The organism is Gillisia lutea (genome assembly GCF_021568705.1).
In the GTDB taxonomy this organism is placed as follows: domain Bacteria; phylum Bacteroidota; class Bacteroidia; order Flavobacteriales; family Flavobacteriaceae; genus Gillisia; species Gillisia lutea.
In genome coordinates this window covers 331,731-348,392 of sequence record NZ_JAKGTH010000006.1, presented here as the reverse complement: position 1 = coordinate 348,392, position 16,662 = coordinate 331,731, and the positions used below count along the sequence as shown (strand labels likewise).

General features: G+C 37.7%; 13 protein-coding genes. 9 read left to right on the top strand and 4 right to left on the bottom strand.

The genetic code is table 11. The annotated features are described in order from the left end of the window. The first annotated feature begins 1 nt into the window (after position 1). The 3 genes from pdeM (at position 2) to mfd (ending at position 5,000) form a co-directional block, all read left to right on the top strand. Positions 2-637 carry a ligase-associated DNA damage response endonuclease PdeM gene (pdeM, locus tag L1I30_RS01555; protein ID WP_236132488.1) on the top strand — a complete coding sequence of 212 codons (636 nt, stop codon included), beginning with the start codon at positions 2-4 and terminating at the stop codon, positions 635-637. A gap of 12 nt (positions 638-649) precedes the next feature. Further along, the gene (locus tag L1I30_RS01550; protein ID WP_236132487.1) at positions 650-1,453 is read left to right on the top strand and encodes a TspO-related membrane protein; all 804 of its coding nucleotides are present in this window, start codon (positions 650-652) and stop codon (positions 1,451-1,453) included. 115 nt (positions 1,454-1,568) lie between these two features. After that, positions 1,569-5,000 carry a transcription-repair coupling factor gene (gene mfd, locus L1I30_RS01545; RefSeq protein WP_236132486.1) on the top strand — a complete coding sequence of 1,144 codons (3,432 nt, stop codon included), beginning with the start codon at positions 1,569-1,571 and terminating at the stop codon, positions 4,998-5,000. 3 nt (positions 5,001-5,003) lie between these two features. Here mfd and L1I30_RS01540 read toward each other — a convergent pair whose 3' ends face one another. Continuing rightward, positions 5,004-5,366 carry a YraN family protein gene (locus tag L1I30_RS01540; protein ID WP_236132485.1) on the bottom strand — a complete coding sequence of 121 codons (363 nt, stop codon included), beginning with the start codon at positions 5,364-5,366 and terminating at the stop codon, positions 5,004-5,006. A 113-nt stretch (positions 5,367-5,479) separates the two neighbouring features. Next, a complete protein-coding gene (locus L1I30_RS01535; protein ID WP_236132484.1) occupies positions 5,480-6,058 on the bottom strand; it encodes a hypothetical protein in 579 nt (192 codons plus the stop codon). 120 nt (positions 6,059-6,178) lie between these two features. Here L1I30_RS01535 and metG point away from each other — a divergent pair, with 120 nt between their 5' ends. The 5 genes from metG to L1I30_RS01510 all read left to right on the top strand — a co-directional run bounded on the left by metG (position 6,179) and on the right by L1I30_RS01510 (position 14,540). Next, positions 6,179-8,269, top strand: coding sequence for a methionine--tRNA ligase (gene metG, locus L1I30_RS01530; protein WP_236132483.1), 2,091 nt, complete (start codon positions 6,179-6,181; stop codon positions 8,267-8,269). Between the two features lie 101 nt (positions 8,270-8,370). Further along, positions 8,371-9,273 carry a histone deacetylase family protein gene (locus L1I30_RS01525; RefSeq protein ID WP_236132482.1) on the top strand — a complete coding sequence of 301 codons (903 nt, stop codon included), beginning with the start codon at positions 8,371-8,373 and terminating at the stop codon, positions 9,271-9,273. 227 nt (positions 9,274-9,500) lie between these two features. Continuing rightward, entirely contained in the window at positions 9,501-9,758 is a 258-nt protein-coding gene (locus L1I30_RS01520) for a DUF4212 domain-containing protein (RefSeq protein ID WP_236132481.1), read from the top strand. A gap of 29 nt (positions 9,759-9,787) precedes the next feature. Then, entirely contained in the window at positions 9,788-11,560 is a 1,773-nt protein-coding gene (locus tag L1I30_RS01515) for a sodium:solute symporter family protein (protein ID WP_236132480.1), read from the top strand. Between the two features lie 196 nt (positions 11,561-11,756). Beyond that, positions 11,757-14,540 (top strand): M16 family metallopeptidase, encoded by a 2,784-nt coding sequence (locus tag L1I30_RS01510; RefSeq protein WP_236132479.1) that lies wholly within the window; start codon positions 11,757-11,759, stop codon positions 14,538-14,540. Positions 14,541-14,620: 80 nt separating this feature from the next. On the opposite strand, the gene L1I30_RS01505 is transcribed toward L1I30_RS01510, so the two are convergent. Further along, the gene (locus L1I30_RS01505) at positions 14,621-14,953 is read right to left on the bottom strand and encodes a single-stranded DNA-binding protein (RefSeq protein ID WP_236132478.1); all 333 of its coding nucleotides are present in this window, start codon (positions 14,951-14,953) and stop codon (positions 14,621-14,623) included. A gap of 262 nt (positions 14,954-15,215) precedes the next feature. Here L1I30_RS01505 and L1I30_RS01500 point away from each other — a divergent pair, with 262 nt between their 5' ends. Beyond that, the gene (locus tag L1I30_RS01500; protein ID WP_236132477.1) at positions 15,216-15,830 is read left to right on the top strand and encodes a DEAD/DEAH box helicase; all 615 of its coding nucleotides are present in this window, start codon (positions 15,216-15,218) and stop codon (positions 15,828-15,830) included. 8 nt (positions 15,831-15,838) lie between these two features. On the opposite strand, the gene L1I30_RS01495 is transcribed toward L1I30_RS01500, so the two are convergent. Beyond that, complete coding sequence (locus L1I30_RS01495) at positions 15,839-16,558, bottom strand: hypothetical protein (RefSeq protein ID WP_236132476.1); 720 nt, start codon at positions 16,556-16,558, stop codon at positions 15,839-15,841. Positions 16,559-16,662 lie beyond the last annotated feature (104 nt).

Below are 16,662 nucleotides of genomic sequence, written 5' to 3'. Positions count from 1 at the left end.
TGTGAAGAAATCCATTCAATTAAATAATCAGCACTTCGATTTGCATTTTAGCGGGGCCGTATATTGGCCAGAAGAGCAAATGCTACTTATAAGCGATGTGCATCTGGGGAAGATCTCTCACTTTAGAAAATATGGAAGTGCCGTGCCGAATTCGGCAATCACCGAGAATTTCGATCGTCTTAATAATGTAATAGCTCAATTTCAGCCTAAAAGCATTTGTTTTCTAGGGGATCTTTTCCATAGTTCTTTGAATTTAGAGTGGGATCTTTTTCAAAGTTGGATGCAAACTATTACAGCTAAAGTTGTACTGGTGGCGGGAAATCATGATATTATCTCTCACTTGAAATATGAAGAATTAGGTGTTAAGGTATTGTCAGAGTTACAAATAGGAACTTTTTTACTTACGCACCATCCCGAAGAAAGAGAGGGTTTTTTTAATTTTTGCGGGCATTTGCATCCTGGTTTCAAATTAAGAGGTTTGGGCAGACAACAACTCAACTTGCGCTGCTTCTATATTAATGAGCAACAACTAATATTTCCGGCCTTTGGAGAATTTACTGGAAATTATTGGATAAACCCGAAGGAAGGTGATAGAATATTCGCAATCACAAAAAAAGAAGTAATTTTAGTGTATTAATATCTTAGGGATATGAAAAGGAACTTAGCTTTAGTCAATATGTTTTCGGTACTACTGATTATTATAGTCAGTTACTATGCTCAAATTATTGGAATTAATGATAATACCATTGGTGGGCTAAGTAAGGAATATAGAAATCTTTTTACACCCGCAAGCTACGCTTTTGCTATATGGGGAATTATCTATTTAGCTTTAATAATTTATGTTGTTTTCCAGATAGATCGTGCTTTTTTTAAAGATAATACGGTAGATACCTCATTTATATTACAAACAGGACCTTGGTTCTTTCTTACAAATATTGCTAATGCAGCCTGGGTAGTAGCTTGGTTGTATGAGTACACCTTGCTTTCAGTGGTATTGATGTTCTTTATGTTGGTATGTCTTATAAAAATTATTCTCAATACAAATATGGAGCGGTGGGATGCCTCCTTTAAAATAATAGCTTTTACCTGGTGGCCTATTTGTATTTACGCAGGCTGGATTAGTGTTGCTACAGTTACCAATGTTGCTGCCTATCTGGTCAAAATAGGTTGGAAGGGGGATTTTTTAAGTGAAGAAACCTGGACCGTTTTAATGATAGTGGTAGTGGTTATAATAAATTCACTAATCATTTATAAAAGGAATATGCGGGAGTTTGCGGCAGTTGCTGTTTGGGGACTTTTCGCAATATATATAAGACATATGAACAATTCTCCAGCTATATCCTACGTGGCACTTGGCGGGGCAGGTCTTATATTTAGTTATATTGCTTATCATGGCTTTGTTAACAGAAAATCTAACCCTCTCTATAAATTTTTATACACTGGGGAAGCTTAACGCTGCGTTTACTTTTTCAATTCCCTTTTGTTACTATAGATGGTCACTGTCACTTTATAGTTAAAAAAATGTTGTGGACTTGCTAGGCAAGATATCAGGAATTATCTTTGCGCTAATGAGTAAAACCACTATTGCCCAAAACTTTGCACAGTCTCTGGAACAGCAGAAACTGCAGTCTTCTATTTCCTCTTCTGAAGAAAATCAAGCGAGAATCCACTTAAAAGGCCTTGTAGGTTCGTCCCTTTCCTTTGTGATTTCCAATGCTTTTGAAGCCTCGGAAAAACCTTTTTTGCTGATCTTTAACGACAAAGAAGAAGCTGCTTATTATTTGAACGACTTGGAACAGCTAGTAGGAGAGAAAAATGTACTTTTCTATCCCGGAAGTTACCGAAGGCCTTATCAGTTGGAAGAGACCGATAATGCCAATGTACTTTTAAGAGCTGAGGTTTTAAATAGAATCAACTCACGCAAGAAACCCGCGGTGATAGTTACTTATCCCGATGCGCTTTTTGAAAAAGTGGTTACACGAAAAGAACTGGAAAAAAGCACTTTAAAGATCGCTATTAATGATCAGCTTTCAATAGATTTTGTAAACGAAGTATTGTTTGAATACAAATTCAAACGAGTAGATTTTGTAACAGAACCTGGAGAATTTTCGGTTCGAGGCGGAATTATTGATGTGTTTTCCTTTAGTAATGATGAGCCTTATAGAATTGAATTCTTTGGCGATGAGGTGGATAGTATCAGAAGTTTTGATGTGGAAACGCAACTTTCCACAGATAAGGTGAAGAAGATCTCGGTAATGCCAAATGTGGAGAACAAGCGTTTAGATGAGGTACGAGAAAGTTTTCTAAAATATATTTCTTCAAAAACGGTGGTCTTTGTGAAGAATTTGGAGTTGTTCTCTGCTTCTCTAGATACGCTCTTCGGAAAGGCAAAGGAAGCCTTTGGCAATCTTTCCGAAGAAATAAAACACAGCACCCCAGAAGAACTTTTTTGTACTGCAGAATTAATTAAAAGACAATTGTTGGAGTATACCGTAGTAGAACTCAGCAATCAGGCATACTTAGTACCGCATGAACTGGGTTCAGGCGCAAAAAGGACAGAAGTGACCTCTATTTCAAAAGAGGTTATAGAATTTAATACCAAACCCCAGCCTTCATTTAACAAGCAATTCGATCTCTTGATCGATAACTTGATAGAAAATCAGGAATCGGGTTATAAGAACTATATATTTTGTGTCAGTGATCAGGCTGCAAAGCGGTTCCATGACATTTTTGACGATCAGGACCGAAAAGTAGACTATCAAACCGTGGTGCTTTCAATGTACCAGGGCTTTATAGACGATACTCAAAAGATGGCCTGCTATACAGATCATCAAATTTTTGAACGCTATCATAAATTTCATCTTAAGAACGGCTACTCCAAAAAACAGGCAATCACGCTTAAGGAGCTTACCAATCTTGAAGTTGGCGATTATGTAACCCACATAGATCACGGGATAGGAAAGTTTGGCGGACTTCAAAAAATAGATGTTGAAGGAAAGAAGCAGGAAGCTATTAAACTGATCTATGGCGAGCGGGATATCTTATATTTAAGTATTCACTCGCTGCATAAGATATCTAAGTTTAACGGGAAAGATGGAAAACCGCCCAAGATCTATAAATTGGGAAGTAATGCTTGGAAGAATTTAAAGCAAAAGACAAAAGCTAGAGTAAAACATATTGCTTATAATCTTATAGAGCTTTATGCCAAAAGAAGAACCCAAAAGGGATTTGCATTTGGCCCCGATAGTTATTTACAGCACGAATTGGAAGCTTCATTTATCTATGAAGATACGCCAGATCAAAGTACTGCAACTGCTGCGGTGAAAGAAGATATGGAAAACGAACGCCCTATGGACCGATTGGTGTGTGGAGATGTTGGTTTCGGTAAAACAGAGGTCGCAATTCGAGCTGCCTTTAAAGCTGTAGATAATGGAAAGCAGGTGGCTGTGTTGGTGCCTACCACCATATTAGCATTTCAACATCATAAGACATTTTCTGAAAGATTGAAGGATTTTCCTGTTACGGTAGATTATCTTAATAGGTTTAGAACCGCTAAAGAACGAAAAGAGACTTTAGAGAATCTTGAAAAAGGAAAAGTCGATATCATAATTGGAACGCATCAACTGGTAAGCAAGGCGGTAAAATTCAAAGATCTCGGCTTGTTGATAGTAGATGAAGAACAAAAATTTGGAGTTGCAGTAAAGGATAAATTAAAGACCATTAAGGAAAATGTGGATACCCTTACGCTTACAGCTACGCCAATTCCACGGACATTGCAGTTCAGTTTAATGGCTGCAAGGGACCTTTCCACCATTACCACACCGCCGCCTAATAGATATCCTATTGAGACGAATATTATCCGTTTTTCAGAAGAAACCATTAGAGATGCGGTGATTTATGAGATTCAGCGTGGGGGACAGGTATTTTTTATTCATAATAGAATTGAGAACATCAAGGAAGTTGCCGGGATGATTCAGCGATTAGTACCCGATGCTAAAGTGGGTGTAGGTCACGGGCAAATGGAAGGGAAGAAGTTAGAAAAACTCATGTTAGGTTTTATGAATGGGGAATTTGATGTGCTGGTTTCCACCACCATTATTGAAAGCGGGTTGGATGTAACGAATGCCAACACCATTTTCATTAACAATGCCAATAATTTCGGATTGTCCGATCTTCATCAAATGCGGGGACGTGTAGGACGAAGCAATAAAAAATCTTTCTGTTACTTCATTACCCCACCTTATTCGGTAATGACCGACGATGCCAGAAAGCGAATTACGGCATTGGAACAATTTTCAGAATTGGGAAGCGGCTTTAATATTGCAATGAAAGATCTTGAAATTCGTGGAGCGGGAGATTTGCTTGGTGGAGAACAAAGCGGTTTTATGAATGAAATAGGTTTTGATACCTATCAAAAAATATTGAATGAGGCGATTGAAGAGTTGAAGGAGAATGAATTCAAAGATCTTTACGAGGAAAGTGAAGATGTTACAGCGAAGGTCTTTGTGAAGGATACTCAAATTGACACCGATTTTGAATTGCTATTTCCTGATGATTATATCAACAACATCAGCGAGCGATTGAATCTATATACCGAATTGAACACCCTGAAGACTGAAGAGGAATTGCAGAAGTTTGAAAGTGCGTTGGTAGATAGGTTTGGAGAGCTGCCAATACAAGCGGTGGACTTATTGAATAGCGTTAGAATCAAGTGGATTGCCTCGGCAATCGGTTTGGAGAAGATCATTATGAAGCAGGGGAAATTTGTGGGGTATTTTATCTCCGATCAGCAATCGAGATTTTACCAGACCAATAATTTCACTAAGGTGTTACAGTATGTACAAAGTCATTCGCAAACCTGTAAGATGAAAGAGAAACAAACTCGTGCGGGATTAAGGTTGTTATTAACTTTTGAGAAAATCACTTCTATAGAAAGAGCTTTAAAGGTTTTGGAGCCTTTAGATTTTAGAGTGAACGTAGAGGAAGAAGCAAAAGTTTAGACTTTACTCAAAATGCACAAAGGCATTTTCCAAATGTTCTATTCTGGTGCCTGCGGTATTTTTAATGATGGCTATAATATCGAAACGTACGTCCACATTTAATTCGTGCTCGGTCACAAAATGATCTACAGCCCTCACAAGCCGTTGAATTTGCTGGCCTTTTACAAACTCCTGAGGATCCCCAAAATCGGGGGTACTTCGGGTCTTTACTTCAATAATTGCCAGTAGATTCCCTTTTCGCGCAATAATGTCTACCTCAGCTTTTTGATACCTGAAATTTCTTGACACAATGATATATCCATTATTCAGAAGAAAGTTCACCGCAAGGTCTTCCCCTTTTTTTCCCAACTCGTTATGCGCTGCCATTTCAATAATTATTAATGAATGTGGTTTGAAAGGGAATAAAAGTAGCTTATTTTCAGTTGTTTACAATAAGGGGAAATCCCTTATTTTTACCTAAGAAGAAGAAAAAAATATATTTAGGACACCTTTAAAATAAGGGTTTGTACATGAAGATCTAATTCTTCAATTTCTTTTTCAGAAGCCTTTATAATATGATCTCCATAAAATTGTGATTTAGGTTCGGTATTGGGAGTCAGAAAAACATGCAACTGGCTATTTTCCAGTTTGCCTTCATTCCATAATACAGCGCCACTGTAATCCCATCCAAATCCGTAGAAAGAGATAGGTTTTGCATTTAGATCATTTAATTCAGTATACGAAGTTCCAACTCTAATACCAGTAGAAGATTGCCATTTTCCGGAATCTGAAAACCTGATATCATGGATTTTCGATTTCTCGTCGTCTTGCCAAGTGATATGCAATTCGTTGGGGGTGTTGGGGTATAGCACACAATAGGCACGCTCTACCGTGCCTTCTTCGAACATCCCTTTGTCTTCCCGCATATTTGCATCAGGATACAGTTCCTTTAATTGTTCGGAATTATAAGCCGTCAAATCTTCAACAATAAATTTATTGGAATTGGTAGAAATGGCTTTTTTTGAACTGTTACAGGATATAATTGTTAATGCAAGAATTACAAATACTATTTTACGCATAGGGAAGTTTTGGGTAAAATTAGATACATTTCCCGCATTTGCATGGTCTTTTACAAGATTTTAACGTGTAATATTGGGCAGTTGCTTACCTTTACGGACTTAAAAAATTTCAGGAATAAAATGAATAAGACTCCACAACGATATACAATTACAGCAGCACTGCCATATACAAACGGACCAATTCACATAGGTCATTTGGCCGGGGTATATGTACCAGCCGATATATATGCAAGATTTTTAAGAATGCAGGGAAATGATGTTGCCTTTGTATGCGGAAGTGATGAGCATGGGGTTGCTATCCCTATGAAAGCTAAAAAAGAAGGGGTTACACCCAAACAGTTAATAGATAAATATCACGGGATCATTAAAAAATCTTTTGAGGATTTTGGGGTGACCTTCGATAATTATTCTCGTACTTCTAATGAGATCCACCATAAAACAGCTTCTGAATTTTTTAGAAAACTATATGATGATGGAAAATTTATTGAAGAAACTACAGAACAGTTATATGATGAAGAGGCTAAACAGTTCTTGGCCGATAGATTTGTTACCGGAACCTGTCCGAAATGCGGAAATGAAGAGGCGTATGGAGATCAGTGTGAAAACTGTGGAAGCTCTTTAAATGCTACCGATCTTATCAACCCAAGATCGGCTATTACTGGCGCTGTTCCTACGATGAAGGAAACCAAACACTGGTTCTTGCCTTTAGATCAATATGAAGATTTCTTACAGGAATGGATTATAAAAGGCCATAAAAAAGACTGGAAAGCCAATGTTTATGGGCAAGTGAAGTCATGGGTAGATGAAGGTTTAAGAGCAAGAGCTGTTACCAGAGATCTGGAATGGGGAATTCCCGTTCCTGTAGAGGGTGCAGAAGGAAAAGTGCTATATGTATGGTTTGATGCTCCAATAGGATATATTTCTTCCACAAAAGAATGGGCTGCTCGCGAAGGCAAGAACTGGGAAGATTATTGGAAGAACAAGGATACTAAAATGGTACATTTTATAGGGAAAGACAATATCGTTTTTCACTGTATCATCTTCCCTATCATGCTCAAGGCCGAAGGAAGTTATATTTTACCTGAAAATGTTCCGGCCAACGAGTTCTTGAACTTAGAAGGAAAGAAACTTTCTACTTCTAAGAACTGGGCAGTTTGGTTACATGAATATTTGGAAGATTTTCCAAATCAGCAGGATGTATTGCGTTACACGCTTACCGCAAATGCACCGGAGAACAAGGATAACGATTTCACCTGGAAGGATTTTCAGGCTAGAAACAATAATGAACTGGTAGCAATCTTCGGTAATTTCATAAATAGAGCCGTAGTGCTTACCGATAAATATTATGGTGGTGAAGTGCCTGCTCCAGGAGAGTTTTCAGAAATAGATGAACAAACCTTAGCAACTTTAAAAGCATATCCTGCTGTAATTGCCAGCTCTATTCAGAAATATAGATTTAGAGAAGCGCAGGGGGAATTAATGAATCTTGCCAGATTAGGAAATAAATATTTGGCAGATGAAGAGCCTTGGAAGCTTATAAAAACAGATGCAGAACGTGTGAAAACGGTAATGTACGTAGCCTTGCAAATAGCTTCGGCATTGGCCACATTAAGTGAACCGTTCTTACCATTCACTTCAGTAAAACTTAAAGGGATATTGAATTTACCATCGAGTGGTGCTGAAGGAAGTTTAAGCTGGGATGAAGTTGCTGAAAAAGATAATTTGCTTCCTGCCGGACATAAAATAGGAAAAGCTGAATTGCTTTTCAGTAAAATAGAAGACGAAGAAATTCAAAAACAACTAGATAAATTGGAAGCAACAAAAGCAGCAAATATAGCCGATTCTAAACCGGTGACTGTTCCTACAGTAGCACCTCAAAAAGAAACCACCACCTTTGAAGATTTTTCGAAATTGGATCTTAGAGTTGGGACCATTGTGGAAGCTTCTAAAATGCCAAAAGCCGATAAGTTGCTGGTATTGAAAGTAGATACAGGTATGGATGTAAGAACTATTGTTTCAGGAATCGCTCAAAGCTTTAATGCGGAAGATATTATTGGGAAGAAAGTAACTGTTCTGGTTAATTTGGCTCCACGAAAATTACGAGGAGTTGAAAGCCAGGGGATGATCTTAATGACAGAAAATGCGGATGGAAAGCTTGTTTTTGTAAATCCGGGAGAAGATAATGTAGAGAACGGAGCCGTAATAAGTTAAGGAAGTTTGCATAATTCCAATAAATAAGAATTCTAAAGCGCAAGATCTATATTGATCTGGCGCTTTTTTATTAATAGATATTTTAAATGCACTAATGTTTCATGCTGAAAATAGCGTATCATCCTATTTTTACACACCCGCTACCAAAGGGGCATCGTTTCCCTATGGAAAAATATGACTTGCTCCCTAAGCAGCTGCTACATGAAGGGACTTGTGCAGATGAGAATTTCTTTCAACCCGAATTGCCTATAGATGAGCATATTTTAAAAGCTCATGATGCTAATTATTTTCGGGAACTTACTTCTCTTAGCATCGAGCCAAGGGATGTCAGAAAAATAGGTTTTCCCCTATCAAACGAATTGGTGGAACGGGAATTGCTTATTGCTGATGGTACCATGAAAGCTTGCGATTATGCCTTGGAAAATAAAATTGCCATGAATATTGCGGGAGGTACTCATCACGCTTTTTCCAATCGGGGAGAAGCATTTTGCTTATTGAACGACCAGGCAATAGCGACTAGATATCTTCAAAACATTAAAGGCCTTAAAAAGGTGCTGATAGTAGATCTGGATGTGCACCAGGGAAATGGAACCGCAGAGATATTTAGAGAGGACAGCAGTGTTTTTACATTTTCGATGCATGGAAAGAATAATTATCCTTTTAGAAAGGAATTTTCTGATCTGGATATAGAACTGAAGGATCAAACCGGGGATGCTGAATATCTTCATATTTTAAAGGAAACCCTCCCTCGACTTATCGAGGAGCAGCAACCTGATTTTATTTTTTATCTAAGCGGAGTGGATATTCTATTTTCAGATAAGCTTGGGAAATTAGGGTGTACCATAGCAGGCTGCAAGGAACGGGACCGCTTTGTGCTGCAAACGTTTCATGATCTTAAGATTCCTGTACAGGTGAGTATGGGGGGAGGATATTCTCCAGATATAAAAACCATTTTGGAGGCCCATTCCAATACTTATAGATTAGCTCAGGAAATCTTCTTTTGAGAAGTTTGCAATTTTTAAGATTTCCAAAATTTTACTTCCCAGCCAATTCCTAATCTCTTCTTCATTGGTAAGTCAGATCAATTCTTTGATTTTCCCTTCTGATTTTTCTTTATTGTATAACACATCTTTCCAATTGAATAATATTTCAAATATTTCATTCAATTTATTTTACGTAAATTTTAATCTTTTTTAGAGCAAAATTGTATTTCCTATTATAATTTAACATTATGACAGACAGACAAAAAGCAAAAGCATATTGGAGAGAAAATTTACGATACCTGTTTTTTCTATTACTCGTGTGGTTCCTAGTTTCTTTTGGAGCCGGCATTTTATTTAAGGACACCTTGAACAATTTCCATATTGGAGGCTTTAAGCTTGGATTTTGGTTTGCGCAACAGGGTTCTATTTATGTTTTTGTTGTCTTGATCTTTGTTTATATCCGATTGATGAACAGGCTGGATAAAAAATACAGTTACAACGAGTAAACTTTTCCCAAAATTAAATACTATAAAATATGAGTGTTCAAGTCTGGACCTGGATTTTAGTTGGAGTTACCTTTTCTCTTTACTTCGGAATTGCCATATGGGCAAAAGCAGGATCTACAAAAGAATTTTATGTTGCCGGTGGTGGTGTTTCGCCTTTGGCTAATGGAATGGCAACCGCAGCCGATTGGATGAGTGCCGCCTCCTTTATTTCTATGGCCGGAATAATTTCTTTTAGTGGTTATGATGGATCGGTATATTTAATGGGTTGGACCGGTGGCTACGTATTGTTGGCGTTATTACTAGCTCCGTATTTGCGTAAATTCGGAAAGTTTACAGTACCCGATTTTATTGGAGATAGATATTATTCAAATACCGCTCGAAGTGTAGCTGTTATATGCGCGCTTATAGTATCATTTACTTATGTAGCTGGACAAATGAGAGGCGTAGGAATCGTGTTTTCTCAATTCCTGCAAGTAGAGATCACCACCGGTGTAATTATTGGAATGGTTGTAGTTCTGGTATTTGCTTTTCTGGGAGGCATGAAAGGGATTACGTATACTCAGGTTGCGCAATACTGTGTTCTGATATTTGCCTTTATGGTGCCAGCTATCTTCATCTCTATACAAATGACAGGAAACCCTATACCGCAACTCGGGATGGGTGGAAAAATTGAAGATGGTACTTATTTGCTTCAAAAACTAGATGATCTTCATACTCAGTTAGGCTTTAAAGAATATACTAGCGGAAGTAAATCTACCTGGGATGTATTTGCAATTACCCTGGCACTTATGGCTGGAACGTCGGGACTGCCTCATGTAATTGTAAGATTTTTTACCGTTCCAAGAGTAAAAGATGCCCGGAAATCGGCTGGTCTTGCGCTCCTGTTAATTGCAATATTGTATACTACAGCTCCGGCGGTTTCTGTTTTTGCCCGAACAAACCTGATAGATACGGTAAGCGAAAAGGAATATAAAAGCTTACCAGAATGGTTTAAAAATTGGGAAAACACAGGTTTGATATCCTGGACCGATAAAAATGCGGACGGAAAAATACAATATGTAAATGGGGATGCTGTAGATGGCAAACCTTTATTTACCGATGAAAGAGGAGTAAACGGGGAACGTATGGTGTCTAATGCTACCACCCAGACCAACGAGTTATATGTAGATAGGGATATTATGGTTCTGGCAAATCCTGAAATTGCCAAATTACCAAATTGGATAATAGCCTTAGTGGCAGCCGGAGGTTTGGCAGCAGCTTTATCTACCGCTGCGGGTTTACTCTTGGTTATCTCCACTTCAATTTCTCATGATCTTATTAAAAAACAAATAAAACCTGATATATCCGATAAAGAAGAGCTTATTGCAGCAAGAGTAAGTGTATTTGTAGCTGTAATTGTTGCGGGGCTCTTTGGAATTTATCCACCTGGTTTTGTGGCTGCCGTGGTGGCTCTTGCCTTTGGTCTGGCTGCAGCTTCCTTCTTTCCGGCTATTGTGTTAGGAATTTTCGATAAAAGAATGAATAAAGAAGGGGCAATTACCGGTATGGTGGTTGGCATTTCGGTGATGCTGTATTATATGATTCGATTTAAAACCGGTCTTAAAGGTTTGGTAGACCCACTTCCCGAAAGCGAATGGTGGTTTAATACTTCTCCTGAGGGCTTTGGTACCATAGCTATGATATTGAATGTGGTTATTGCGTTAGTCGTTTCCAGACTTACACCTGCGCCTCCTAGAAAAGTAACGGAAATTGTAGAAAATATCAGAATTCCCAGTGGGGGCGGAGAGGCGATAGATCATTAAATATACTTTACAATTTTTACAACTAAAACCTTCATAACATTTAAGTGTTATGAAGGTTTTTCATTTTACAGAATTTCACTCAGCTCTACTTTTTCAATATTTCATCCTGAATAATTTTTTAACTATCTAATATTGAATCATTTAATTCTCTATATTTAAGAGCCCTACCTCTTTTTACTAATCAAATTCTTCAAAAATGAAAAAAGTATTGATTTTTTTTCTGTGCACATTTCTCTATGTACAGGAACAACAGGCACAAAATTTTGAATTTAAAGCAGATGATATTAATATCGATTACGAGCGTTTTGTTCTTCCCAATGGGTTGACTTTACTTGTACATGAAGATCATAAAGCACCTATTGCTGCGGTAAATGTTTGGTATCATGTAGGTTCTAAAAATGAAAAAGAAGGGAAGAGTGGTTTTGCTCATCTTTTTGAGCACCTTATGTTCAACGGAAGTGAAAATTATGATGATGATTATTTTCAGGTCATAGAACGAATTGGAGGGACCGATGTAAACGGGACTACCAATTCTGACAGAACCAATTACTTCCAGAATGTACCGGTTTCAGCATTAGATCAGGTGCTTTTTCTAGAATCTGACAGAATGGGGCACCTCTTGGGAGTGGTAGATCAGGAACTTTTAGATGAGCAGCGAGGAGTAGTTCAAAATGAAAAGAGACAGGGAGAGAATCAACCTTATGGACAGGAAAGAAATTACCTTACCAAAGCCATGTATCCTGAAGGGCATCCATATTCCTGGACGGTAATTGGGGAAATGGAAGATCTTAATGCCGCTTCACTTGAAGATGTGCAACATTGGTTTCAATCATATTACGGTGCAGCGAATGCGGTAATAGCAATTGCCGGAGATGTAGATCCGGAGGAGATACATAAAAAAGTAATAGAATATTTTGGGGATATTCCTGCCGGGCCTACCGTAGAAAGACAGGAGGTAAATATTCCGGTCCATAATGGAGATACTTATCAGGTGTATCAGGACAGAGTTCCGGAAACACGGGTATTGTTTGCCTGGAATACACCTCCTTATGGCTCTCGAGAAGATCTTCATTTCGATCTTATTTCCGCAATTCTCAGCAGTGGAAAGAATTCCAGGTTGTATAAGAAATTGGTATATGAAGATCAAATAGTGAGTAATGTTTATGCCTATCAGGCTTCCAGCGAGATTTCTAGTGTATTTGTAACCTTTGCAAATGTTAAACCCGGGGAAGATATGGAAGAGGTACGGGAGAAATTACTCGCAGAGATTGATACATTTATAAAAAATGGCCCTACGGAAGCAGAATTGAAACGCGTAAAAGCCGAATACTTTTCGGGCTTCATAAAAGGCTTGGAACGAATTGGTGGTTTTGGAGGGATATCTGATATTTTAGCTTCAAATGAAACTTATCATGGAGATGCTTCTTATTATAAGGATCAGTTGAAATTTGTGGAAGATGCCTCCGCTGCCGATTTAAAAGCGACTGCTCAAAAGTGGTTAACCCGCGGGAAGCATACGTTAATCTGTACTCCGTTTCCGGAATATACGGTTACACCCTCCACTATAGACAGATCGAAACTTCCTCCTTTAGGGAGTCCTAAAACTGCAAAATTTCCTGAACTGGAAAGAGCCAAATTGTCTAATGGTATGAACATAGTATTGGCGAAACGGCAAGGTGTTCCCACAGTGGTAATGGACCTTATGTTCGATGCTGGATATAAAACAGATTATCTGGCAACTCCCGGAACGGCTTCCCTTGCCATGAATTTATTAGATGAGGGGACAAAAGACATGAATTCTCTTCAAATTAATGAAAAATTACAATTGTTAGGCGCGAGGCTGTATACCGGTTCCGATCTTGATATTTCGAGAGTGGGAATGAATACCTTAAAGCAGAGTTTGGATGGGAGTTTAGATCTTTTTGCTGATGTGGTTCTGAATCCCGCCTTTCCACAGAAAGAATTCGACAGATTAAAAGCAGAGCAGATCAATAATATCAAGAGAGAGAAATCTCAGCCTGTTTCTATGGCTTTACGAGTGATCAACAAATATTTATACGGAGAAGATCATCCTTACAGCAATCCATATTCCGGTACCGGTTACGAGAATACAGTTGAAAAATTAACGCGTGCCGATGTTCAAAAATTTTATGACACCTGGATGAAGCCTAATAATGCTACTTTAATTGTTACCGGAGATGTAGAAATGAGTGAATTAAAAGCGAAGCTTGAAAAATCTTTAGGTAAAATGAAGAAAGGAGATGTCCCCACAATTACCTATAGCAAGCCCAAAACCGGAACTAAAAACACTCTTTACCTCATGAACCGTCCAGAATCTCAGCAGTCGGTAATAATTGGAGGTTATCTTACAGAGAAATATGGTGATGTTTCTGAAATTGCTTTGGAGCAAATGGTGAATGTATTAGGAGGAGAGTTTACATCACGTATCAATATGAACTTAAGAGAAGATAAACATTGGGCATATGGAGCTTTTGGTTTTGTGATGGATGCACAACAGGAACGGCCATTTGTGGTATATGCTCCTGTACAAACCGACAAGACTTCAGAATCTATTTTAGAACTTAAAAAGGAACTAGCCGAATTTGTTTCTACCAGACCGGTGACAAAAGAGGAACTGGAAAAGGTTAAGAACAATCAAATCCTTGCTTTGCCGGGACAGTGGGAAACCAATAGCTCTGTGAATAATTCGTTATATGATCTAGTAAAATACGATCTACCGGATGATTATTACCAAAGTTATGATACCAATGTTAGAAACCTTTCTTTAAGCGATATGAAGGAAGTTAGTAATAAAATGGTAAAACCGGAAGCTGTGAATTGGTTTATGGTAGGCGATCGCGCTAAGGTAGCCGATAAACTGGATCAGTTAGGATTTGACGCTATAATTGAAATTGATGCCGATGGCAATATGATAACTCCACCTATTAAAACTCCTGCAAAAGATGAGGTTAAAAATTAAGGAGTTGTAATTAAAATAATAAAATCCCATTTCTAAATTGGTTAGGAATGGGATTTTTTATTTCCTCTATCGGGAGAAGTTTATTTTCCTAACAACAATATTTCATTGCATACTATTTCGGTAATATATCTTTTTACGCCTTCTTTATCTTCATAGCTTCTGGAAGTTAATTTTCCTTCTATTCCCACTTCTTTTCCTTTTGGGACGTAGTTTTCAATAAGCTCGGCGGTCTTGCCCCAGGCCACTACATTATGCCATTGCGTATCTGTTATCTTTTCACCGTTAGAATTTTTATAAGATTCGTTGGTGGCTATTGAGAATTTTGCCAAGGTTTTACCAGATTCAAGGTGAAGGATCTCCGGATCATTTCCTACATGTCCAATTAATTGTACGGTGTTTCTTAAAGTGCTCATAACTAAAGAATTTATTGCAGCTGAAAATCATTCGTTCATTTCAACAACACAAATGTAGAGCAGGACTTCAGGCGTAACCGGTTGTAAAGAGCTTGTTTTCGTTTACATTCGTTTGTAAGTGTTTGTTGTCGATTTAAATGATTTCTTAGAAACTAATAAAATTCCTTTTCTGAATTCTGGTAGCAGTCTTTTAATGCTATATATTCCTCTGCTTATTTAATGTTGCTTAATTTAGCAGCTTATAAGTTATAATATAAAAGCTATGCCATTTAAAAAATTGAATACGCCACTTTTGGAAGCTATTGCCGCAAAAGGTTTTGAAGAACCTCTGCCGTTTCAAAAGAAGATAATTTCCAAGATAAAGAGTGGGGTGAATTTATTTGGGATTGCTCCGGAAGGTAGTGGGAAGACTACTGCTATGATTATTAGCGTAATTGAAAAGCTGAATAGTGAAGCTTATGGAGATGCTCCACGTGCCTTGATATTTGTAAAAGATAAGGAAGCAGCTTTACATCTAAAGGAAAAGTTTGAGGAATTTACAAAGCGAATGGATTTACGCATCTACGCGGCATATGATGAGCAAAAGATAGATGATCAAAAAGATGAGATCTATTACGGGATGGATATTGTTATTGCCACCCCCCGCAGATTGAAGAAATTGTTCTCTCTTACTGGAATCCACATAAGCGAATTGAAACTATTTATTGTGGAAGACGCGGAATTCTTGGTTAGAAATAGCGCTTTTACCGATCTTATTCGTATTCCTGAAAGCATTCAAAAATGTCAGTATTTGGTATTTTCCGAAAAATTGGAAGGGAAAGTAGCGCGCTTGGAAGATTCCTTTATGGCATATTCTCAGGTGGTGACACAGAGTTAAGCAAGCTTTCAGGCCTTTCTGGTGCGTTTTTTTAGTTTAGAAATACGGTCGGCATAATATTCTTTCAATTCTGAAATAAATGAAAATGGATCTTCATACTCAGTGAGCACTTTATAAGTGTGTTTATTTTTAGCCTCTTCTAATTGTTTTTGTAATTGAGCTAACCGGTTTTTTAAATACATATCATCTGTATCCAGATTTACTTTTTGTTTTACAATGGAGCCTACTTCCAAAAAAGCATTTCCACTTAAAATATGCGTGTGATATTCTTTTAGCTCTTGTAAGCTACCCTCCTGATATATCTTGATTAAAGTGGTGGTAACTTCTGTGGCTAGCTCCATTTTCTGTTCTTGCAAAGAGAATTTATCGGGATGCGACTGCAGCATGGCTTCTCTATAAAGGCGTTTTTTCTCTTTTTCTTTTTCCGGGTCTTTAATGAAGTTCTCTTGGGAAGAAAGTACTTTTAAAGCTTTAGGTTCTATGTAATTCTTGCCCTTTCGCTTTTGTGCAAGACGTTTTTGTTTTTTAGCAAGTTTAAGCTGTTTATATAATACGCTTAATTCCTGCTCTTCAATAATCTCATTTTCTAGATGTGCCCGTAATACAGCTTCAAAGGAAGATGTTCTACGCTTAACTTCACCCAATTTTTCTTCAGCTGCCGTAATAGCGGCTTTTAACCGAAGTTGCTCTTCTACTCCATTTTCAACTGGATGATTTTTTTGATTCATTTCTGAAATAAATTCAAAGTTGAAGTAAATATCCAATGGCTTCTTAAGGAATTCATTTTAATTTTGATATTTTACAACAGCTATATAATACTTGCTAAATTAAT

What these genes read in the sequence shown, in the direction of transcription:
- L1I30_RS01550 (WP_236132487.1), top strand. Translation starts at nt 650, where the DNA reads ATGAAAAGGAACTTAGCTTTAGTCAATATGTTTTCGGTACTACTGATT.
- mfd (WP_236132486.1), top strand. Translation starts at nt 1,569, where the DNA reads ATGAGTAAAACCACTATTGCCCAAAACTTTGCACAGTCTCTGGAACAG.
- L1I30_RS01540 (WP_236132485.1), bottom strand. Translation starts at nt 5,366, where the DNA reads ATGGCAGCGCATAACGAGTTGGGAAAAAAAGGGGAAGACCTTGCGGTG.
- L1I30_RS01535 (WP_236132484.1), bottom strand. Translation starts at nt 6,058, where the DNA reads ATGCGTAAAATAGTATTTGTAATTCTTGCATTAACAATTATATCCTGT.
- metG (WP_236132483.1), top strand. Translation starts at nt 6,179, where the DNA reads ATGAATAAGACTCCACAACGATATACAATTACAGCAGCACTGCCATAT.
- L1I30_RS01525 (WP_236132482.1), top strand. Translation starts at nt 8,371, where the DNA reads ATGCTGAAAATAGCGTATCATCCTATTTTTACACACCCGCTACCAAAG.
- L1I30_RS01520 (WP_236132481.1), top strand. Translation starts at nt 9,501, where the DNA reads ATGACAGACAGACAAAAAGCAAAAGCATATTGGAGAGAAAATTTACGA.
- L1I30_RS01515 (WP_236132480.1), top strand. Translation starts at nt 9,788, where the DNA reads ATGAGTGTTCAAGTCTGGACCTGGATTTTAGTTGGAGTTACCTTTTCT.
- L1I30_RS01510 (WP_236132479.1), top strand. Translation starts at nt 11,757, where the DNA reads ATGAAAAAAGTATTGATTTTTTTTCTGTGCACATTTCTCTATGTACAG.
- L1I30_RS01505 (WP_236132478.1), bottom strand. Translation starts at nt 14,953, where the DNA reads ATGAGCACTTTAAGAAACACCGTACAATTAATTGGACATGTAGGAAAT.
- L1I30_RS01500 (WP_236132477.1), top strand. Translation starts at nt 15,216, where the DNA reads ATGCCATTTAAAAAATTGAATACGCCACTTTTGGAAGCTATTGCCGCA.
- L1I30_RS01495 (WP_236132476.1), bottom strand. Translation starts at nt 16,558, where the DNA reads ATGAATCAAAAAAATCATCCAGTTGAAAATGGAGTAGAAGAGCAACTT.